The sequence below is a fragment of the Amycolatopsis thermalba genome, assembly GCF_003385215.1.
Taxonomy (GTDB): domain Bacteria; phylum Actinomycetota; class Actinomycetes; order Mycobacteriales; family Pseudonocardiaceae; genus Amycolatopsis_E; species Amycolatopsis_E thermalba.
In genome coordinates this window covers 21,238-40,634 of record NZ_PQHW01000062.1, presented here as the reverse complement: position 1 = coordinate 40,634, position 19,397 = coordinate 21,238, and the positions used below count along the sequence as shown (strand labels likewise).

21 protein-coding genes are annotated in these 19,397 nt (G+C 71.7%); 5 read left to right on the top strand and 16 right to left on the bottom strand.

The window, feature by feature from the left end; genetic code table 11:
* On the bottom strand, positions 1 to 254 hold a 254-nt coding region (locus D0D15_RS22880; RefSeq protein WP_162830643.1), incomplete at its 3' end, for an adenosylhomocysteinase.
* Positions 255 to 340: 86 nt separating this feature from the next.
* Here D0D15_RS22880 and D0D15_RS22875 point away from each other — a divergent pair.
* A complete protein-coding gene (locus tag D0D15_RS22875; RefSeq protein ID WP_162830642.1) occupies positions 341 to 2,641 on the top strand; it encodes a hypothetical protein in 2,301 nt (766 codons plus the stop codon).
* Between the two features lie 49 nt (positions 2,642 to 2,690).
* On the opposite strand, the gene D0D15_RS22870 is transcribed toward D0D15_RS22875, so the two are convergent.
* The 3 genes from D0D15_RS22870 to D0D15_RS22860 form a co-directional block, all read right to left on the bottom strand.
* Positions 2,691 to 4,226: an amino acid permease gene (locus D0D15_RS22870; protein ID WP_094004750.1), complete on the bottom strand. Its 1,536-nt coding sequence runs from the start codon at positions 4,224 to 4,226 to the stop codon at positions 2,691 to 2,693.
* A gap of 80 nt (positions 4,227 to 4,306) precedes the next feature.
* Positions 4,307 to 5,221 carry a cation diffusion facilitator family transporter gene (locus tag D0D15_RS22865; RefSeq protein ID WP_094004749.1) on the bottom strand — a complete coding sequence of 305 codons (915 nt, stop codon included), beginning with the start codon at positions 5,219 to 5,221 and terminating at the stop codon, positions 4,307 to 4,309.
* 57 nt (positions 5,222 to 5,278) lie between these two features.
* A complete protein-coding gene (locus D0D15_RS22860) occupies positions 5,279 to 5,737 on the bottom strand; it encodes a DUF2000 domain-containing protein (RefSeq protein WP_094004748.1) in 459 nt (152 codons plus the stop codon).
* Positions 5,738 to 5,817: 80 nt separating this feature from the next.
* Here D0D15_RS22860 and D0D15_RS22855 point away from each other — a divergent pair, with 80 nt between their 5' ends.
* A complete protein-coding gene (locus D0D15_RS22855; RefSeq protein ID WP_094004774.1) occupies positions 5,818 to 6,270 on the top strand; it encodes an Lrp/AsnC family transcriptional regulator in 453 nt (150 codons plus the stop codon).
* Here D0D15_RS22855 and D0D15_RS22850 read toward each other — a convergent pair.
* From D0D15_RS22850 to D0D15_RS22825, 7 genes are all read right to left on the bottom strand, one after another.
* Positions 6,267 to 6,725: a maleylpyruvate isomerase family mycothiol-dependent enzyme gene (locus tag D0D15_RS22850; RefSeq protein ID WP_425266802.1), complete on the bottom strand. Its 459-nt coding sequence runs from the start codon at positions 6,723 to 6,725 to the stop codon at positions 6,267 to 6,269. The genes D0D15_RS22855 and D0D15_RS22850 overlap by 4 nt on opposite strands.
* Positions 6,704 to 6,886 carry a maleylpyruvate isomerase N-terminal domain-containing protein gene (locus D0D15_RS37880; RefSeq protein ID WP_425266801.1) on the bottom strand — a complete coding sequence of 61 codons (183 nt, stop codon included), beginning with the start codon at positions 6,884 to 6,886 and terminating at the stop codon, positions 6,704 to 6,706. The genes D0D15_RS22850 and D0D15_RS37880 overlap by 22 nt, the downstream gene beginning before the upstream one ends.
* Positions 6,887 to 6,921: 35 nt before the next feature.
* Positions 6,922 to 8,145, bottom strand: a complete 1,224-nt coding sequence (gene manA, locus D0D15_RS22845; RefSeq protein ID WP_094004747.1) for a mannose-6-phosphate isomerase, class I — start codon at positions 8,143 to 8,145, stop codon at positions 6,922 to 6,924.
* Positions 8,146 to 8,213: 68 nt separating this feature from the next.
* On the bottom strand, positions 8,214 to 9,308 hold the full coding sequence (locus D0D15_RS22840) for a hypothetical protein (protein WP_115944722.1): 1,095 nt from the start codon (positions 9,306 to 9,308) through the stop codon (positions 8,214 to 8,216).
* On the bottom strand, positions 9,292 to 9,504 hold the full coding sequence (locus D0D15_RS22835) for a Trm112 family protein (RefSeq protein ID WP_094004745.1): 213 nt from the start codon (positions 9,502 to 9,504) through the stop codon (positions 9,292 to 9,294). Before D0D15_RS22835 ends, D0D15_RS22840 begins: the two co-directional genes overlap by 17 nt.
* Positions 9,505 to 9,515: 11 nt before the next feature.
* Positions 9,516 to 10,871 carry a phosphomannomutase/phosphoglucomutase gene (locus D0D15_RS22830; RefSeq protein ID WP_094004744.1) on the bottom strand — a complete coding sequence of 452 codons (1,356 nt, stop codon included), beginning with the start codon at positions 10,869 to 10,871 and terminating at the stop codon, positions 9,516 to 9,518.
* Positions 10,872 to 10,950: 79 nt separating this feature from the next.
* Entirely contained in the window at positions 10,951 to 11,307 is a 357-nt protein-coding gene (locus D0D15_RS22825) for a DUF3499 domain-containing protein (protein ID WP_094004743.1), read from the bottom strand.
* A 96-nt stretch (positions 11,308 to 11,403) separates the two neighbouring features.
* Here D0D15_RS22825 and D0D15_RS22820 point away from each other — a divergent pair, with 96 nt between their 5' ends.
* Complete coding sequence (locus D0D15_RS22820) at positions 11,404 to 11,865, top strand: metallopeptidase family protein (RefSeq protein ID WP_094004742.1); 462 nt, start codon at positions 11,404 to 11,406, stop codon at positions 11,863 to 11,865.
* Positions 11,866 to 11,987: 122 nt separating this feature from the next.
* Here D0D15_RS22820 and D0D15_RS22815 read toward each other — a convergent pair whose 3' ends face one another.
* On the bottom strand, positions 11,988 to 13,913 hold the full coding sequence (locus tag D0D15_RS22815) for a hypothetical protein (protein ID WP_115944721.1): 1,926 nt from the start codon (positions 13,911 to 13,913) through the stop codon (positions 11,988 to 11,990).
* A 136-nt stretch (positions 13,914 to 14,049) separates the two neighbouring features.
* Positions 14,050 to 14,373, bottom strand: coding sequence for a WhiB family transcriptional regulator (locus D0D15_RS22810; RefSeq protein WP_026153473.1), 324 nt, complete (start codon positions 14,371 to 14,373; stop codon positions 14,050 to 14,052).
* A gap of 213 nt (positions 14,374 to 14,586) precedes the next feature.
* Here D0D15_RS22810 and D0D15_RS22805 point away from each other — a divergent pair, with 213 nt between their 5' ends.
* Entirely contained in the window at positions 14,587 to 15,348 is a 762-nt protein-coding gene (locus tag D0D15_RS22805) for a site-2 protease family protein (RefSeq protein WP_094004740.1), read from the top strand.
* Positions 15,349 to 15,351: 3 nt separating this feature from the next.
* Here D0D15_RS22805 and D0D15_RS22800 read toward each other — a convergent pair whose 3' ends face one another.
* The 3 genes from D0D15_RS22800 to mshB are packed head-to-tail and all read right to left on the bottom strand — an operon-like array spanning position 15,352 to position 17,257.
* Positions 15,352 to 16,062 carry a hypothetical protein gene (locus tag D0D15_RS22800; protein ID WP_198958177.1) on the bottom strand — a complete coding sequence of 237 codons (711 nt, stop codon included), beginning with the start codon at positions 16,060 to 16,062 and terminating at the stop codon, positions 15,352 to 15,354.
* Positions 16,055 to 16,426 carry a hypothetical protein gene (locus D0D15_RS22795; protein ID WP_094004738.1) on the bottom strand — a complete coding sequence of 124 codons (372 nt, stop codon included), beginning with the start codon at positions 16,424 to 16,426 and terminating at the stop codon, positions 16,055 to 16,057. Before D0D15_RS22795 ends, D0D15_RS22800 begins: the two co-directional genes overlap by 8 nt.
* The gene (mshB, locus tag D0D15_RS22790) at positions 16,427 to 17,257 is read right to left on the bottom strand and encodes an N-acetyl-1-D-myo-inositol-2-amino-2-deoxy-alpha-D-glucopyranoside deacetylase (RefSeq protein WP_094004737.1); all 831 of its coding nucleotides are present in this window, start codon (positions 17,255 to 17,257) and stop codon (positions 16,427 to 16,429) included. It lies immediately after the preceding gene.
* 384 nt (positions 17,258 to 17,641) lie between these two features.
* Between mshB and D0D15_RS22785 the strand changes: the two genes are divergently transcribed.
* Positions 17,642 to 19,393: an ABC transporter family substrate-binding protein gene (locus D0D15_RS22785; RefSeq protein WP_094004736.1), complete on the top strand. Its 1,752-nt coding sequence runs from the start codon at positions 17,642 to 17,644 to the stop codon at positions 19,391 to 19,393.
* The last annotated feature ends 4 nt before the right edge of the window (positions 19,394 to 19,397 follow it).

The window sequence follows — 19,397 nt, the reverse complement described above, 5'->3', positions numbered from 1 at the left end:
ACCTCAGCACCCAGCGAGACCAGCGTCTCGATCAGCACCGCCGTCTGCACCGTCATGTGCAGCGAACCCGACACCCGCGCACCACGCAGCGGGTTCACCTCCGCATACTCACGGCGCAACGCCATCAGCCCCGGCATCTCGTGCTCAGCCAGCCGGATCTCCTTGCGGCCGAACTCGGCCAGCTCCAGGTCCGCGACGGCGAATTCCACCCCGTTGCGGGTGTCGTGCCACTTCGCAACGCTTTCGGGGGTCATAGCGGCATTTCCTCCAACGATCGACTCCACCTGAACAGTACCGTTGTCCGTTCATCGCAGGACACCCGGAAAAGGAGACAGCCGACGTGCCGCTTCCTGGCCCCGACACCCGAGTGGTCGAACTACGCGTGCCGGGCCTGTCCGGCACCAGCGGTGAGCAGCTGCTCGACGCGGCCGGGACGGTGGAGGTAGCCGGGGACGGGGTGGGCCGGGTCATCCGCCCGTCGGACCGGCTGCGGCGCCCGGCGCCCGGCCCGGTGCTGCAGGCGCTCGGCCGGTCGGTGCCGCGCACTCTGGAGGGGTACCTGTGGAGCGGCATGACCTCCGGGGGCGCGGCGAAGGCGGCGTGGGCGCTGCTGTTCCCGTTCTCGCTGGCCAACGTGGCGCACTGGATGCTGCCGCCGGTGCCGGCGAGCAGCCGCTCGGCGGCCGTGCTCGGCGGGCTGTGCCGGGGTGTGCTGCGGATCGCCGCACTGCTGCTGACGATGTTGCTCGTCGCGCAGGTCGCGGTCATCACGCTCGACCTGTTCGCCGCGCAGTGCCTGGCGCCCGGCCGCCGCTGCCTGACCGGGCTGCCGGGCTGGATGCGCGACGTCGAGCAGGTCCGCCTGGCCGCGGGGCGGCTGCTGGTGGCGCTGGTGGTCCTCGTGCTGTACCGGGTGTCCGGGACGAACTGGACGGTCCGCGCGCACACGCCACCGCCGCCCGGCGACACGCTGCCCGGTGACGTGCTGCGCGGCGACACGGACTCGCCCGTGCTGCGCTGCGTGCACACCGTCGCCGCGCTGAGCACCGTCGCGCTGCTCGCCGTCGGCGGGCCGCTGGACGTGCCCGGCGACGTGTCCGGGCGGCTGCTGTGGGCCGCTTCGCTCGTGCTGACCGGAATCGCGCTCGTCACGTCGGCGTCCGGGGCGCGGGACCTGCCGGGGTGGGCACGCGGCGGGCTGCTGTTCGTGGCGGTCGCGTTGCTGGTCGCGGTCGGCGTGCGCGGTGCGGTGCCCACCGGCTCGGACGCCACCGTCGAAGGCGTCGGCGCGGCGCTGATCGGCGCGTGGCTGGTGTTCGCGTTGCTGCTGGTACCCGCGGCGCTGCTGGCCCGCCGGACCTGGCGCGAGCTGCCGAAGCGGCTGCGCCCGTGGGCGGGTGGCTGGGCGGCGGCGCCCGCGCTGGCGCTCGCGGCGCTGCTCGGCGCCGGGTTCGGCGCGGGGCTGGCGACCGGGTTGCGGCGGCTGTCCGGGGCCGGTGACCTCCGCCTGCCGGACAGCTACCGGCTGGTGACCGCGCTGTGGGGTGGCGGCCTGGTGCTGGCGATCGTGCTCGGCGTGCTCGGGTTCGCCGTGGGCGTGCCGCTGCGACGGCGGTCGCGCGGGGTGCCCGCGATCGTGCGGATGCTGCAATCCCCGGCGGACGAGCAGGCCGCGGCCGCCGCGTGGGCCCGGTCCGCGTGGGAACGGCGGCACCTGCACCACCTCGCGCTCGGCGTGATCGCGGGCCTGTCCCTCGGCGCGGCCGCGCTGCTGGTGGCCTGGTACGGCTTCGGCACGCTGCCCGGCTGGCTCGACCCGCTGTCCGCGGCCGGGGTGTTCGGGCTCGGCGTGCTGGCCGTCGGGTTGCTGCGGGTCGTCTACACCGCGGCGACGAAGCCCGGGCGCAACCGGCACCTCGGGGCGCTGGCCGATCTCGTGTGCTTCTGGCCGCGGGCGGCGCACCCGGCGATCCCGCCGTGCTACGCGCTGAAGGTGGTGCCGGACCTCGCGGCCCGCGCGAAGGAGCACCTGGCCGAGCCGAACACCCGTGTCGTGCTGGGCGGCGAGAAGCTGGGCGGTGTCCTGGCGGTGATCGCGGCCGCGCGGCTCGTGCACAGCGTCTCGCCGGCCGACCGGGAACGGGTCGGCCTGCTCAGCGCGGGGTCACCGCTGCAGTGGGGGTACCAGCGGGCGTTCCCCGCGGTGCTGCCGCACGCCGCGCTCGCCGCGCTGTACGGGGCGCTGGACGGGCGGTGGCGCGGGCTGGCACGCGGCACGGACATCTTCGGCGGCGGCGTGACGACGTGGCGGCACCAGGTCGACGGCGACAAGCTCACCGGCGAGGGCTACCTGCCCGACGGCGGCTGGGGCGCGCTCCCGCCGGCCGCCGCGGGCGCGACCGGAGCCCTCGTCCTGGGCGGCGACCACTGGCTACCCGACCCGGTGCACCCGCCATCCGGTGCGCGCCGGTGGACCGCCGGGGTGCTGGGGCACGCGGACTACCTGGTGGACCCGGAATGGGACCAGGCGGTGGCGATCGCGGCCGGCCTGGAGACGCCGGGCAAGCCGGCCCGCGGGGAGGCCGAGCAGGTTCCCCTGTTCCCCGACCTCCCCCGGTTCCACCTGAACTTCGCCCGCTGAGCACAACGAAAAGGCCCCCTCCGCGTGAGGGGGCCTGTTCGTTACGGTCTCACGGCTTCGTCGGGTCGGCGCCGTCCACCGGCAGCGGCGTCTCCGTCGCCTGGCGCTTGCCCAGCAGCGAGTGCCGGCGGCTGTAGACGAAGTAGATGACCACGCCGAGCGCCATCCAGGCGAGGAACCGCAGCCAGGTCAGCACCGTCAGGTTCAGCATCAGCCAGAGGCACGCCAGGATCGCGAGGATCGGCACCACCGGCACCCACGGCACCCGGAACGCGCGCGGCAGGTCCGGCCGCGTCCGGCGCAGCACCAGCACACCCGCCGACACCAGCACGAACGCGAACAGCGTGCCGACGTTGACCATCTCCTCCAGCTTGTTCGCCGGGAAGAACGTCGCCGCCACCGCGACCAGCAGGCCGACCAGAACGGTCGCGCGGGCCGGGGTGCCGCGGTCGCTCGCGCGGGCCAGCGAGCGCGGCAGCAGGCCGTCCCGCGACATCGCGTACAGCACCCGGACCTGGCCGAGCATCAGCACCATCACCACGGTGGTCAGACCGGCCAGCGCGCCGACCGAGATGACGTTCGCCGCCCAGTTGACGCCGTTCGCGGCGAACGCGGTCGCCAGCGTCTTGTGGCTGCCGTCGCCGGCGTCGGTCGCCAGGTCGGTGTAGGGCACCATGCCGACGACCACCAGCGACACCGCCACGTACAGCACGGTGACGATCGCCAGCGAGCCGAAGATGCCGCGCGGCACCGAGCGCTGCGGGTTCTTCGTCTCCTCCGCCGTGGTGGCGACGATGTCGAACCCGATGAACGCGAAGAACACCAGCGAGGCAGCGGCCAGCAGCCCGAACGGGCCGAACGAGCTGCTCGCCCCGCCCGCGATGACCGAGAACAGCGACTGGTCCACGCCCGACTCGCCGGCGGCCGCCTCCGCGGCCGGCGGGATGTAGGGCGTGTAGTTGGCGCCCTTGACGTAGAACAGGCCGAGCACGATCACGAACAGCACGATGCCGACCTTGATCGCGGTGATCACCATGGAGACCCGGGACGACAGCTTCGTGCCCAGCGTGAGCACCAGGGCCAGCGCGATCACCAGGATCAACGCACCCCAGTCCACCGTGACGCCGCCGATGGCGAAGCTCGTCTTCGCCCCGTCGCCGACGATGTAGCCGAGCACGGTCTCCAGGTACGCCGACCAGCCCTTGGACACCGCGGCCGCGCCGACGGCGAGTTCCAGCACCAGGTCCCAGCCGATGATCCAGGCCATGAACTCGCCGAACGTCGCGTACGAGAACGTGTACGCACTGCCCGCGACCGGCACGGTCGAGGCGAACTCCGCGTAGCACAGCGCGGCGAGACCGCACGCGATCGCGGCGAACACGAACGCCAGCGACACCGACGGGCCGGCGTAGTCACCGGCGGTGCGCGCGGTCAGCGTGAAGATGCCGGCGCCGATCACGACCGCGACCCCGAACACCGTCAGGTCCCAAGCGGACAGGCTGCGCCGCAGCCTGGTATCCGGCTCGTCGGTGTCCTTTATGGACTGCTCAATCGACTTCGTGCGCCACAGCCCGTTACCTGGCAAGGGTGTCTCCTCCCGGTGTCCTGGGTCTCAGGTCCGGTTGGTCACCCTAACGCGAACGGGTGAGGCGAGCGAATCGGAGGTCAGACGAGTTGACGATCCAGGTCCGGCTCCAGGTAGATCAGCCGCGCGGACGGCACCCGCTCGCGCACCCGGGCCTCCGCGGAGTCGATCTCGCCGGCCACCTCCGACAGCTCCAGACGCGGGGCGAGCGCGAGCTTCGCGGCGACCAGCAGCTCGTCCGGGCCCAGGTACTGGGTGCGGATGTGGATCACGCGGTCGACCCGGCCGCCGGTCAGGGCCTCGCAGATGCTGTCCAGCTCGCGGTCGGTGGCGCCCTCGCCGATCAGCAGGCTCTTCATCTCGACGATCAGGATGATCGCGATGATGCCGAGCAGGACACCGATCATCACGGTGCCGATGCCGTCCCACACCGGCTCGCCGGTCACGACCGACAGCCCGACGCCCATCAGCGCGAAGACCAGGCCGAACAGGGCGCCGGCGTCCTCCAGCAGCACGACCGGCAGCTCCGGGGTGCGCGACTGGCGGATGAACTGCCACCAGGTCGCGTCGCCCTTGATCTTGCGCGACTCCGTGATCGCGGTCCGGAAGCTGTAGGTCTCCAGGCCGATCGCGACGACCAGGATGCCGACCGCGACCAGCGGGCTGGTCAGCGGTTCCGGGTGCTCGATCTTGTGGATGCCCTCGTAGAGCGCGAACACCGAACCGAGCGTGAACAGCATCAGCGCGACGACGAACGACCAGAAGTACCGCTCCCGCCCGAAACCGAACGGGTGCTCGCGCGTGGCCCGCCGCCGCGCCTGGCGCTGGCCCAGCAGGAGCAGGCCCTGGTTGGACGTGTCGGCGACCGAGTGCACCGACTCGGCGAGCATCGACGACGATCCGGTGATCAGGAACCCGACGAACTTCGCCGCGGCGATCCCGGCGTTGGCGATCAGAGCCGCGACGATCGCCTTCGTTCCGCCACTTGCCGACACGCTGACCCCCTGCTGAAGTCTTTCCGTTTTGTCGCAGTGAGCCTAGAGCTTCCCGCCTCAGCGCAGCAGTGGGAGTCCGCCGACCAGTTTGTCGATCTTGTTCCGCGGTCCCACCAGGCTCACGGCGTAGTACTCGAAGGCCTCCTCCTCGGTACCCGCCATCGCCTCGGTGTACTCCACGTAGGACCGGCTGGCCTGCGCGTGCTTCGACATGTCGGCGACGAAGATCCCCTCCCGGTTCGCGGCCTTCGTGCGGATCTGCAGCAGCTTGACGGCGTCCGCGGCCAGGATCGAGCAGCCGGTCCACGGCAGCCCGGCGTGCGGGCGCCCGGAGGCGTCCGCGACCTCCGGGCCGAGCAGCGACGGCAGGACCTTGCCCACCGCGGCACCCAGGCACGCGGTGGCGTTGGCGACGAGCCCCGGCCCGAGCGAGGGATCGGCGACGATCACCCACTTGACCTTCGCGGTGCGGGTGGTGGCGTCGAGCTGAACCTCAACCTGATGATCTGTGGTCACGAGCGCACAAGTTAGGCAAAGATGTGAGTTGCATCCAGCAGAGCCGAACTTAATTCGACAGGAGACCCGTTTTGGCCGGTTTGGACGAACTTGATCAGGCACTGCTGCGGGAACTGCAGCGCGACGGACGGCGGACCAACCGCGAACTGGCCGCCGCGACCGGCGTCTCGCCGTCGACCTCGCTGGAGCGCATCCGGGCCCTGCGGGAGCGCGGGGTGATCCGCGGGTACAACGTCGACCTGGACCTGGCGAAGATCGGCCGCCCGGTGCAGGCGCTCATCGCGGTCCGGGTGCGCCCGCCGTCCCGGCCGGTCATCGATGCCTTCCGGGAATGGGTGACGCTGCTGCCCGAGACGCTCGGCGTGTTCGTGGTGACCGGCGGCGAGGACTTCCTCGTGCACGTGGCGGTGCCGGACAACGACAGCCTGTACGCGTTCGTCATCGACCGGCTCACGCAGCGCCAGGAAGTGGCCGACGTCCGCACGAACGTGATCTACGAGCACATCCGCAGCCGCGTGATCGAGCCGGCCTAGCGGGCCCGGAGCACCTCGACGCCGTCGCCGTCGAGTTCGTCGCAGTACGCCGTGCGGCCGGTCATCGCCATGATCAGCGCCAGCGTGCGGCCGCTGACCAGCGGGCCGGAGCCGGTGGCGAACGGGCCGTCGGTGGCCGCGAGCCGCAGGCCGCCGACGCGGCCCTTGGCGACGACGACGAGGTCGGAGCCCGCGTAGTACTCCGCCAGCCGGGTCAGCGTGGCGATCGGGGGGTCGCGGCGCACGCCCAGCGGCCGCCGGATGTCCTCGCCGTGCACGACCGCCTCGCCGAGCATCGCGACCACCGGCAGGGGCGGTTTGGTCGTGCTCGCCACCACGCGGCGGAACCGGGCGAGCGTGTCGGCCGGCGCGGCGCCCAGCTGCTCGGCCAGCCGCATCGCCACCTGGCGATCGAAGTCGAACCGGCAGCGGATCACCCCCGCCAGCCATCGCACGGGGTCAGGCTCGCGCCCGCGGTGAGGCGGGCCAGCACCTCGCGCACCGACAGCCCGGCGCACAACGACGGCGTGGCCCACTGCCCGTCCGTCAGATCGGCGAGGTCATCCGCCAGCGCGGCCCGTTCGGCGTGCACCAGCGGCCAAAGGTTTTCGGTCATGCCGGTGAGACCGCCACGGCGCGCCGGAATCATCGCTACAGGCAGCCGGAAGTGGCGCGGAACAGTTGCGTCCGCCCGCTCTCCGCCGGGTGCACGGCGACCGCCGGGTCCGACGCCGGCACCCACACCGACTGGCCGCGGCGCAACTCGATCTCCTGTCCGCTCTCCGCCTTGACCCGCACCGAGCCCTGCGTGCACAGCAGGATCTGCGGCTTGCCGTTGTCCACGGTCAGCGAACCGGTCTCCCCCGCTTCCCACTCGCACCGGGACAGCTCGAACTCCGGCGCGTCGGTCGTGTAGACCTCGCCGCACGCGGACGGCTCGCCACGCAGGATCGGCATGTCCGCGCACGTGAAGTCGACCACGCGGAGCAGCTCGGGCACGTCCACGTGCTTCGGCGTCAGCCCGCAGCGCAGGATGTTGTCCGAGTTCGCCAGGATCTCCACCGCGGTGCCGTGCAGGTACAGGTGCAGGTTCCCGGCCGGCAGGTAGATCGCCTCGCCCGCGCTCAGCGTCAGCCGGTTGAGCAGCAGCGCGGCCAGCACGCCAGCGTCGCGCGGGTGCGCCTCGCCCAGTTCGAGGATCGTCCGGCACTCCACGTCGAACTCGCCGTGGTCCTTCACGTGCAGCACGCACGCGTCGAGCACCTCGGGCAGCAGCTCGTCCAGCACCGGCTGCGGCAGCGTGATCCACGTGGTGAACAACGCGCGCAGGCCGTCGGAGTCCGGCTGGGCGGCCAGCAACTCGGTGTACTTGGCCAGGCCCGGGGTCTCGATGGCGCGCAGCAGCTCGACCGTGCGTTCCGGCTCGCGGAACCCGGCCAGCGCGTGGAACTCGGTGAGCGCGCACACCAGCTCGGGCTTGGCGGTGGGGTCCGGGTAGTTCCGGTTCGGCGCGTCCCGCGGGATGCCGGCGGCTTCCTCGCGCGCGTAGCCCTCGGCCGACTGCTCGGCCGACGGGTGCGCCTGCATCGACAGCGGCTCCTCGACGGCGAGGATCTTCAGCAGGAACGGCAGCCGGTTGCCCCAGTGCTCGGCGCACTCCCGGCCCAGCTGGCCGAGCGGGTCGGCCTCGACGAGTTCCAGCAGGCTGCGCTCGACACCGTCCGGACCCACGATGCGCGACGGGTCGCCCGGGTGGGCGCCCATCCACAGCTCCGCCTCCGGGTGCGGCGCGGGCACCTCGCGGCCCAGCAGCTCGGGGATGGTCGTCCGGGACCCCCAGGCGTAGGGCCGCACCGCATTGCGCAGCAGCTCCACTGTCGTCTCAACTCCTTGGTTCTTCCAACCCCTCGCCCGATTCCCGCGGGATCGGGCCCGAACCGGCGTCAGGCGGACGCAGGCTCGTAGTGCCCGCCACCCCCGGTGGCGCCAGTGGCCAGCCCGAGGTAGACCGCGGCCAGCTCGAACCGTAGCGCCAGCACCCCGGCGCGCACAGGCTCGTCACCGACGATCTCGTCCGCGGGGGCGACCACTCCGGCACCGGGAAGCGTATGCGAAGCGTCGAGGCGCGCCGCGTCGACCGCCGGGCCGCTGTGCACCGCGAGCAGCAGCACCCGGTAGTTCGGCAGGTCGGTGTCCAGATCGGGGTCGGCGAAGATGTCCCGCTCGCCGGAGCTGTTCGCCGCCGCCTGACGCAGAGCGCGACGGGTCAGCGCCTGCCGGTAGTCGGCGATGTCGGCGACGACGCCGGCGAACGAGCCCAGCGCGTAGCCGGCGTGCTGGGCGACCGCGACCGCGATCGGGTCCAGCCCCCACAGCAGCGGGATCCGGTCGGCCAGGCGCAGGGCGAGCGCCTTGGCGGGGTTGGCGAAGGAGTCGCGGCCGAGGTGGCCGCGCTCGGCCTCGGCATCGAGCTGGTCGGCCAGCAACTGCACGTCGCCGACCAGCAGGCCGAGGGCGTTCGCGGTGAGCAGCCCGGCGGCCAGGCCGCGGGCGAAGGTCAGCTCGGGCGGCACCGGGACCCGCGGCACGAGCTGGACGCCCTTCCCGGCGACCGACGCCGCGACCGGGCCCTCGTTCGGCGCGGACAGCACCACCGTCGCGCCGTACCGCGCGGCCCGCTCGATGCCGGCGGCCAGCTCCCGGTCGAACGGGTCGTCGGTGTGCGCGAAGACGACGTCCAGCGCCCCGATCCACGGCGGCACCGCCTCGGAGACCAGGACCGGCGCCGGGCAGGCCGGGGCCAGCAACGCGTACAGCAGACGGGCCACGCTGCGGCTCACCCCGGGACGGACGACGAGCACGAGCGCCCGCGGACGGCCCAGGTCGAGCCGGTCGGCCAGCTCGGCGTCCGCGGCGACCTCGGCGGTGGACCGCACCTGGGCGCCGGCCATCGCCGCCGCCCTCAGCAGTCCTGCCGTGTCGGCCTCCGCCAGGCGCGCGGGGTCGTCCAGGAGGGTGTCGTCAAGCACCGTCGGCACGGGACTCACCCGGAATCGTGGCCTCGTCGAGCAACAGCACGGGGATGCCGTCCCGGACCGGGAACTCGCGGCCACAGGAGGTGCACGTCAGCGCGTCGGCCTCCGGGTCGCTCGCCGTTCCCGGGCGCAGCGGCGCGTGGTCGTCGGACGGGCACGCCAGGATCTCCAGCAACTGGGCATCGAGCGCGACTGCCATGTGGAACCTCCCTAGCTGCGAACGATCGCGAGGACTTCGTCGGTCAGCGCGCGGACCGCGTCCTCGTCGGCGGCCTCGACGTTGAGCCGCAGCAGCGGCTCGGTGTTGGACGGGCGCAGATTGAACCACGCCTTGCCCGGCAGCTTCACGGTCAGGCCGTCCATCTCGTCGATCTCCACGCCGGGACGGCTCGCGAACGCGTCCTTGACCGCGAGCTGCTTGGCGACCTGGTCGTCGACCGTCGAGTTGATCTCGCCGGAGGCCGCGTAGCGCGAGTACTCCGCGGTCAGCTCGGACAGCGGCCGCTCCTGCTCGCCGAGCGCGGCCAGCACGTGCAGCGCGGCCAGCATGCCGGTGTCGGCCCGCCAGAAGTCGCGGAAGTAGTAGTGCGCGGAGTGCTCGCCGCCGAAGATCGCGCCGGTGGCGGCCATCTCCTGCTTGATGAACGAGTGCCCGACGCGGGTGCGGACCGGCTTGCCGCCGTTCTCGGCGACGATCTCCGGGACGGCCTGGGAGGTGATCAGGTTGTGGATGATCGTGCCGCCCGGGTCCTTGGCCAGCTCGCGCACGGCGACCAGCGCGGTGATCGCGCTCGGCGACACCGGGTCGCCCTTCTCGTCGACCACGAAGCAGCGGTCGGCGTCGCCGTCGAAGGCCAAGCCCGCGTCGGCGCCGACCTCGCGGACCTTGGCCTGCAGGTCGACCAGGTTCTTCGGGTCCAGCGGGTTGGCCTCGTGGTTGGGGAAGCTGCCGTCCAGCTCGAAGTACATCGGCACGAGCTCGATCGGCAGTCCCTCGAACACGGTCGGGACGGTGTGGCCGCCCATGCCGTTGCCCGCGTCGACGGCGATCTTCAGCGGGCGGCTGCCGGACAGGTCGACCAGCTTGCGCAGGTAGGCGGCGTAGTCGCGGAGGACGTCCCGCTCGGTGACGCTGCCCGGCTGCCCGACGAAGGACGGCACGCCCTGCTCGACGGTGTCGCGGATCTCGGCGAGCCCGGACTCCTGCCCCACCGGGGCGGCGCCCGCGCGGCAGAGCTTGATGCCGTTGTACTTGGCCGGGTTGTGGCTCGCGGTGAACATCGCCCCGGGCAGGTTGAGCGAACCGGAGGCGAAGTAGAGCTGGTCGGTGCTGCACAGGCCGATCGACACGACGTCCAGGCCCTGCGAGGTGACGCCCTCGGCGAACGCGGCGGCCAGTCCCGGCGACGACTCGCGCATGTCGTGGCCGATCACCACCGACGGCGACTCCGGCTTGATCAGCAGCGCGAAGGCGGCGCCGAAGTCCCGGACGAGGCCGGCGTCCAGCTGCTCGCCGACGACACCCCGGATGTCGTAGGCCTTGACGATGGCCGACAGGTCTGACACGCGCTCTCCCCGAGAGTTGTCCATGGGCTGCGGATACCCGAGAGCCTACCGGGGGAACGCTCGGCGGATGTGGCGTGACCTACGAGATCGGGTCGGGCAGCACCCGCAGGTGGCCGCGACGGCCGGAGGGACCCTCCGGTTCCGGTGGCGGGGCGGGCCGATCGGACCGGCCGGCTTCGCGGACGGCCTCGGCCAGCGCCGTGAGCTCGTCGTCGGACCGGTCCGGGGCGGCGAACTCGCCCTCGTGCCGGACGACCTCCCAGCCCCGGGGTGCGGTGAGGCGGAGCGCGTGCTCCTCGCACAGGTCGTAGGAATGCGGCTCGGACGCCGTCGCGAGGGGACCGACCACCGCGGTCGAATCGCTGTAGGCGTAGGTAAGCGTGGCGACGGCCGGGTTCAGGCACCCCGTTCGCGAACACTTTCGTACGCTCGACACGATCGCAGACGATAGCGCTTCCCCCCGGCAAGTGCGCGCAGGCGCACCGGTGGGGGCCACCGACCGACGCCAACGCGTAACCTTCCGGATGTGTCTATGGCTCGAAGTTCCCGGCATCGGCGGCGCGTCCGCCGGGACCGGCATGGCCGCGGGCTGCGTGGGCCGCTGTACCCGGCGACCCTGCCAGCCGCGGCCAGCCGCGCGGAGAAGTTCGACCAGCTCGTGCTCGACGCGCTCGAGCCGATCGAGGCCCGGTGGCGGGACCAGCTGACGAAGCTGGACGTGGCGGTCGACGACGTGCCCGAGATCCGGGGCGCGGGCGGCCCGGCGGACGACGGGGTGCTCCACGACGGGGCGGTGCCGCTGTCCCGGCTGGTGCCGGCGGGCGTGGACCGGGCCGGCCTGCCGACGCGCGCGCGGATCGTGCTGTACCGGCGGCCGCTCGAGGCGCGGGCCAAGGACCCCGGCGAACTGGCCGAACTGGTGCACGACGTGCTGGTGGAGCAGGTGGCGGGCTACCTGGGCGTCGAACCGGACATCATCGAGGGCGGCGAGTAGTTCCCGGAACGGGTGGTTTTCCGGCGTCCGGTTCTCAGCCGGAGGCGGCGGCTGCCGGGCGCAGCCGCGGGCCAGCTTCACGGCGGCCAGCACCGCCCCACCCGACACCAGCACACCAGGGCTCAGGCGCGCGCCGGCTCCAGCGGGCGTGGCTCGCGCAGGCGGGTGGGCACCGCGGTCAGCAGGGTGAACAGCGCGGCCGCGATCTGCACCAGCAACAGCACGTCCCGCAGGGTCGAGGGGTGTTCGAGCGTCACCTCGGCCTGGGTGGTCGGCACCGCGACCGCCACCTGGTGCCCCCACGCCGGCACGATCGGCACCGGCTTGCCGTCCACCTGTGCGCGCCACCCGTCCTCGTGCTCTGCGGCCAGCACCAGCAGCCGCCCGGGCACGCCCTCCGACACCCGCACCCGCACGTCCGGCAGCTCCGCGTCCACCGGCGTCACCCCGAGCGTGCTGGTCGGCGCCTGCGACGTCACCGCCTGGCGCGCCACCCCGGGCGGGATCAGCACGACCTGCCCGCCGGGCTCCAGCAGCCGCAGCCCCGGCCGCCCGTCGGACGTCGGCGCGACCGACGACGCCAGGTCGCCGGCCACCGCGACGACCGGACGCGGATCCGCGCCGGCCGGGAGCACCACGAACAACGCCCCCGACGCCGCAGCGCCCGAGAGCGCCGCCCGCGTCCGCTGCGCTTCCGGGTTCACGAGCGCGTCCTGCCACCCGGCCAGCCGCCCGGGCGTCGCCGCGCTCACCGCCAGCTGCTCGTCCCCGAACCGCGGCATCCGGCCGCCCGTCTGCAGCGCGGGCGCGGGCCCGGTGCCCAGCACCAGCACCGACCGGCCGGTGCGGGCCAGCTCGTCAGCCTGGTCCGCCGCCAGCGCCGGCCCGCCGCCGGAGTGCAGCGGCCCGCCACTGCCCGCCACCACGACCCCGACGGCCAGCGCCACCACCAGCGCCGCCCCACCGGCGAGAAAGGGCTTTCCGGCCGCGCCGCGGCACGCCGACAGCACGATCCACAGCAGCCCGGCCCCGATGACCAGCAGCGGCACCCCCGCGAAGCCCGGGGACACCGGCCCGCGCTGCAGCGGCGTCACCGCCACCAGCCGCACGACCAGCAGCCCGGCGACCCCGAGCACCACCACGGCGAGCCCGGCCCCGGCCGCGCGGCCCGGCCGCACCGCGAACGCGATCACGGCGGCCAGCAGCACCGCGAGCCCGACCGGCCACGCCCCGGCGCCGCCCGGATCCAGCCCGGCCAGGTCGACCGCGGTCACCGGATCGCCCGGGCCGCTCAGCCCGTGCAGCACCAGCTCCGGGTGGTTGACCAGCACGGTCGGCCAGGGCATCAGCAACGCCAGCGGCACCAGCACCACGATGACCACCGACGCCGCGCGCTTGAGCAGCGGCGCGGGCGAGGGCAGCACGACGAACCCGAGGACCAGCCCGGCCAGCGCGAGCAGGTGCGCCAGCGGCGAGAACGCGCCCAGCAGCGCCAGGCCCAGCGCGCACAGCGACGACGAGTGCAGCCACCGCTGCCCGGGATCGGACAGCACGCCCGCGATCCCGGCGATCACCGGCGGCAGCAGGATGTGGACGGCCACGACGTCGAGCCGGCCCTGCGCCACCCCGGCGGTCGCGGCGGGCAGCAGCCCGTAGGCGGCGGCGATCACCGCGCGGACCCACGGCTGCACCGGAAGCCGCCGGGTGGCGAAGAACGCCGACACCCCGGCCAGCGGAGCATCGGCGATCATCAGCAACGACACGAACCCGTGCGGGGTGAACACCGCACCGAAGATCCCGAGCACGGCCAGCGCGGCCGGCGCCGCGCTCGCGGTGCCGCCGTCCACGGCGTGCCAGCCGGCCAGGTAAGCCGACCAGACCTCGCTCAGCGAACCGGCTTCGAGGAGCCGTCCGCCGGCGAGGTCGAAGCCCAGTCGTCCCGCGTTCACCGACAGCCCGAGCGCGGCGAGCACCACGAAAACGCCCGCCACCGGGGCGATCCTGGCCACCGTCGAGATCCTGTCCGGGACGTTCACGTTGTCGGGCAAGGCTTCTCCAGTGGGCGGCGGCGATCGGTGAGGATCTTCTGCCGCGCCAGCCTAACCGAGCCGACCGTGACTCCACGCACCCGCACGAGCACGCGCCAGCCCTGCCACCTCGTTGTGAAGCAGGCGTTAAATTTCCTTACACAGCCCGCTTTTTGAGCTTCCGACGCTCCCGTTCGGACAGACCACCCCAGATGCCGAAGCGCTCGTCGTGGGCCAGCGCGTACTCCAGGCATTCGCCCTTCACTTCGCAGCCCTGACAGATCCGCTTCGCCTCACGGGTCGAGCCGCCCTTCTCCGGGAAGAACGCCTCGGGATCGGTCTGCGCGCACAGTGCGCGGTCCTGCCACTCGGGGGGCTCGTCGTTGTCGAAGAGGTCGACGAGCTCGCCCAGTTCCACCTCCGGGCCTTCTCGCCACTCCACGACGTTCCCCCAATCCCTTCCGTCGGATTCCAACCGCACGTCCGCCTCCTCTGCTTCCACGCACTCCCCAGGCTGGCGGTCTTGCATCGCCGTACCCGTCGCCCCCTTGCAGCAACGAATAACAGCACTGTGATTACACCCGTGTAATGAGGCTAGGTCAAGCGGAGTAGCGAGGTTGGGGGATGCTTCTGCCCCGTCGCGCAAGCGGACACGCCGAACATCAACTCGCCAGGATGCGAGAGACTGGGCCCCGTGCAACGATCCGCGGTCCGACCCAGTCCTGTCTTCTTCGGCATTCTCGCACTCACCGTAGTGGGTGGTGTACTCGCCGCTTTCGGTCAGCCGAGCAACGACGATCCCATGACGGTGGGCGGCATCTTCCTGCTCGTCATCGGCGGGTGGGCGCTCTCGCTCACCCTGCACGAGTTCGGGCACGCCTTCGTCGCCTTCAAGGGCGGCGACTACGAGGTCGCCTCGAAGGGCTACCTCAACATGGATGTCCGCCGGTACACCGACCCGGTGCTCTCGCTCGTGCTGCCGCTGCTCTTCCTCGCCATCGGCGGGATCCCGCTACCGGGTGGCGCGGTGTGGATCAACCGGTGGGCGCTGCGCAACCGGGCGTTCGCGTCCTGGACCTCGCTCGCCGGGCCGCTGACCAACCTGCTGTTCGGCATCGTGCTGGCGGTCGCCGTGCAACTGATCCCGATGCCCCTCACCCTGCTGATCGGGCTGTCGTTCCTGGCGCTGCTGCAGATCGCGACGTTCGTGCTGAACATCCTGCCGGTGCCCGGTCTGGACGGGTACGGCGCGATCGAGCCCTACCTGTCCCCGGAGGCACGGGAGTTCGGCGCCAAGGCGCGGCCGTGGGCGCCGCTCGTCCTGTTCGCCCTGCTGTTCGCGGTTCCCGCGGTCGGAGCGACGTTCTGGGACGCCGTCTACTGGCTGTACGAGGTGTGCGGGGGCGACTCGTACTCGGCCCGGGTGGGCGGCGGAACCTTCCAGTTCTGGCGTTAGCGGTCAGGCCGCGCGGGCGAACCACTCGTCCGCGCGGCGCACGACCCGCTTGAGCCCGCTGCGCTCGCCGAGGTAGTCGCCGACCAGGCCGACCACCGGCAGCATCCCGACGGCCCGGTGGTAGAACCGGCCGTGCGGCCGCTTCTCCAGCTCGTCGGTGATGGCCATGAGCGAGCGGCCCATCCGCCACAGCGTCTTGCCAGCGGACTTCAGCGTGATGCGCCGCGGCCGGTGCTCCACCTGGGAGAACTCGCCGGCCAGCTTCGCGGTCTCGGCGTCCTCGTCGGCCGTCGAGTACTCCTCGTGCTTGCCCGCGGCGAGCGCGGCGTCGATGTCGCGCTGGAACAGCACCCACGCGACCAGCCGGACCTTCTCGCCGATGTCGGCGATGCCGTGCTCCTCGGCGATGGCGGTCAGCAGCAGCGCCTGCGCGGCCGTGCCCAGCGCGTCCTGCACCGGCAGCCGGTCGGCGAGCACGCCGCCGAGCCCGGGGATCGAGGTGACCAGCGACGTCAGCCGGCCCAGCCGGTTGACCCACCAGTCGATGTGGCCGTCCCGGTCCATCGCCTCCCACGCGGCCGACCCCGGCACGCGCACCGACGCCAGTCCTTCCAGGCGGCCGGGTGTGCGCAACGCGTGCAGCACCGGGCCGGACGCGCGCACGATCGGGCGCAGCACGGCGACGACCTGACGGTCGGAAATCGCTTCACCCACGACTGGTTGCACTCCTCTTCGGCGGCACGGCGAGCACGCCACCGAGGCTCATCGCCGCCGGCAGCGCCCCGCCGGCGATGAGCAGCAACGCTCGCCAGTCCTGCAGCAGCACGAGATCACCGCCGGGCCCGAACAGCCCGACGATCACAATCACCAGTACCCACGCGACGAGCGGGGCAAACGCGGCCCGCGGCGCGACCAGCCGCCCGGCCAGCCGCACGAGCAGCGGGGTGGTGAGCGCCGCGACGAGCACGGTGACCGGGAACGGGATCGTCCCGCCGACGTGGAGCGGCAGGAAGAACAGCTCGAGCACGGCCAGCAACGCCGCGTCGAGGACGAGCAGCACCAGCAGCAGCCTGGACACCTACAGCCCTCCGAACAGGTCGCGCTCCGCGCCCTCGGCCGGGCCGTGCACCAGTACATAGTGCTCGATTTCGTCGATGGGCTGCGCGATGCCGTTGGACAACGCGAACGCCGGGGGCCGGACGCTGATCTGCGTCTCGTGCGCGGCCAGGGCCGCGATCTTGGCGTCGAGGTGGTCCCGCACGTCGATGGCGGTGGTGATCTCCTCGTCCGGCGTGGTCGGCAGCTCGCCGTCGGCGGGCAGCCGCCACGGCAGGCCGGGCTCCTCCCGCAGGCGCGCCACCCCGCGGTCGAGGGCGTCGCGGGAGGCGGCGATGTGGAAGACCCGTCGCACGTACGGGGCATCCTGGACGGCGATCATGGTTACTGCGTGTGCCCGGATGTGGTCCGGGTGCCCATACCCGCCGAAGGCGTTGTAGGTCACGACCACATGCGGGCGCACGTCGTCGAGAACGGCCCGCAGCTGGGTGGCCTGCTCATGTGGATCTCCTCCGGAAAACGCGCGCGGGTGGCCGGCCGACGGCGTGCCCGCCATGCCCGAATCACGCCAGCGCCCGATACCTCCCAGATAACACTGCCGGGTCAACCCGAGCGCCCGGACGGCGGAAGCCAGTTCCCCCGACCGGTAGCCACCGAGCTGGTCCCCGGCCCACGCCCCGAGCTGGTCCAGACCCTTGGGGATGATCTCCCCCTCCTCGCCGAGTGTGCAGGTCACGAGGGTTGTGTCGACCCCTTCGGCGGCGTAGCGGGCGATGGTCCCGCCGGTCGTGATGCTTTCGTCGTCGGGATGGGCGTGCACGAGCAGGAGCCGGCGTGCGGAGGTAGCGGTCACGAGTTCAGGTTAATTAGAAGATTGTGTGGCGTTCCTGTCACAGGCGTATGACTAGTCCTTTCGTGGGGTCCACAAAGTGGGACGCGTCGGTTATTCTCCCCCGAGCTACGCACCGCGCCGTAGCAGGGGATATCCAAGAAGGGGTGCCCGTGCACCGAGTTCCGGGGGGAAGGTCAGGCGGCCACGAACGGCAACGCTCCTCACCCGTTCGAGTGAGGGACGGCGCGTCACTGTTCCATCACAATCTCACGCTGAGTGGCCGTCTCGGCTGTTCCTCTGCCTAGGTTGCACGACTACGGTGAGCAAACTCGATCACCTCGACAGTTCGCCGCCACAGGACGAGGCCGCCTCGCTACCCACGACGGCGTCGAGCAAGGAGAATGAATGTTAGGGAAGACCAAGTCACGTGCCGCCAGAATCGGCGCGCTCGCCGCGACCGCCGCGCTGGTCCTCGCCGCCTGTGGCGGTGGCGGCGGTGACAACAGTGGCGTCCAGACCGGGCAGGCGTTCGCCGAATGCGACGCCAACCCGAACGCGTGCAACTCGGCCGCCGCTGACCAGCTGCAGGACGGCGGTGACGTCACCTTCGCGATCGAGAAGAACATCCCGAACTGGAACGTCACGTCCGGTGAGGGCAACGTCTTCGAGACCGGCATGGTGACCAAGGGCATCCTGCCCTACACCTTCTACACGACGCCGGACCTCAAGCCGACCCTGGCCACCGACTTCGTGACCTCGGCCGACATCACCAGCACGAACCCGCAGACGGTGGTCTACAAGATCAACCCGAAGGCCGTGTGGTCCGACGGCACGCCGATCACGGCCGACGACTTCGTCTACAACTGGAAGGTCCAGAACGGCAAGGACTGCCCGGACTGCGCCCCGGCCAGCTCCTCCGGCTACAACCTGGTCAACTCCGTCGTGGGTTCGGACAACGGCAAGACGGTCACCGTGACCTTCGACCGGCCGTACACCGACTGGAAGAACCTGTGGAGCTCCTCGGGCGCCATGTACCCCGCCCACCTGGCCGCGCAGCACGGTGACGTGAACACCCCGGCCGGCCTGGCGGAGTCGTACAAGTGGTTCGGCGAGACGGTCCCGACCTGGTCCGGCGGCCCGTGGAAGATCGACAACTTCCAGAACAACGTGTCGATCACCATGGTGCCGAACCCCGCGTGGTGGGGTGCCAAGCCGAAGCTGTCGCGCGTGATCTTCCGGATCATCACCGACGCCTCGCAGGAGCCGACGGCCCTGCAGAACAACGAGGTCCAGGTCATCTACCCGCAGCCGCAGGTCGACCTGGTCAACCAGGTGCGCAACATCCCGAACGTGTCCTCCTACATCGGCCTCGGCCTGACCTGGGAGCACTTCGACTTCAACCTGAAGAACCCGGCACTGGCGAACAAGGCGCTGCGTCAGGCGCTCTACACCGCGGTCAATGTCCAGGGGATCATCGACAAGACCGTCGGCCAGTTCACCGACAAGGTGAAGCCGCTGCACAACCACAACTTCATGCCGGGCCAGGAGGGCTACCAGGACGTCATCTCGTCCACCGGCCAGGGCACGGGTGACATCAACAAGGCGAAGCAGATCCTCACCAGCGCCGGGTACAAGCTGCAGGGCGACCAGCTGATCGACCCGAGCGGCGCGCCGGTGCCGACCCTGCGGATGCGCTACACCGTGGGCAACCAGATCCGCCAGAACGAGTGCGAGCTGTTCCAGCAGGCCGCCAGCCAGCTGGGCGTCAAGGTCGACATCGTGCCGACCGACGACCTCGGTGACACCACCAGCAACGGTGACTTCGACGTGATCGTGTTCGCGTGGGTCGCCTCGCCGTTCCCGTTCTCCGGTGCCGAGCAGAACTGGACCACCGGTTCGGAGAGCAACTACGGCGAGTACAGCAACCCCCAGGTCGACCAGCTGATCGCGCAGGCCAACGCCGAGACCGACCAGGCCAAGGCGGCGGAACTGCTCAACCAGGCCAACCAGCTGATGGCCGAGGACGCGTACGTGCTTCCGCTGTACCAGAAGCCGACCTTCATCGCGTCGTACGACAACATCGCCAACATCCGCAACAACTCGACCCTCGACGGGCCGGTCTACAACATGCACGAGTGGGGCATCCGGAAGGGCTGATCGC

Coding starts and splice junctions, on each gene's coding strand:
- D0D15_RS37880 (WP_425266801.1), bottom strand. CDS start 6,886: ATGACCGAAAACCTTTGGCCGCTGGTGCACGCCGAACGGGCCGCGCTG.
- D0D15_RS22835 (WP_094004745.1), bottom strand. CDS start 9,504: ATGGCAGTCGCGCTCGATGCCCAGTTGCTGGAGATCCTGGCGTGCCCG.
- D0D15_RS22820 (WP_094004742.1), top strand. CDS start 11,404: ATGGCTCGAAGTTCCCGGCATCGGCGGCGCGTCCGCCGGGACCGGCAT.
- D0D15_RS22785 (WP_094004736.1), top strand. CDS start 17,642: ATGTTAGGGAAGACCAAGTCACGTGCCGCCAGAATCGGCGCGCTCGCC.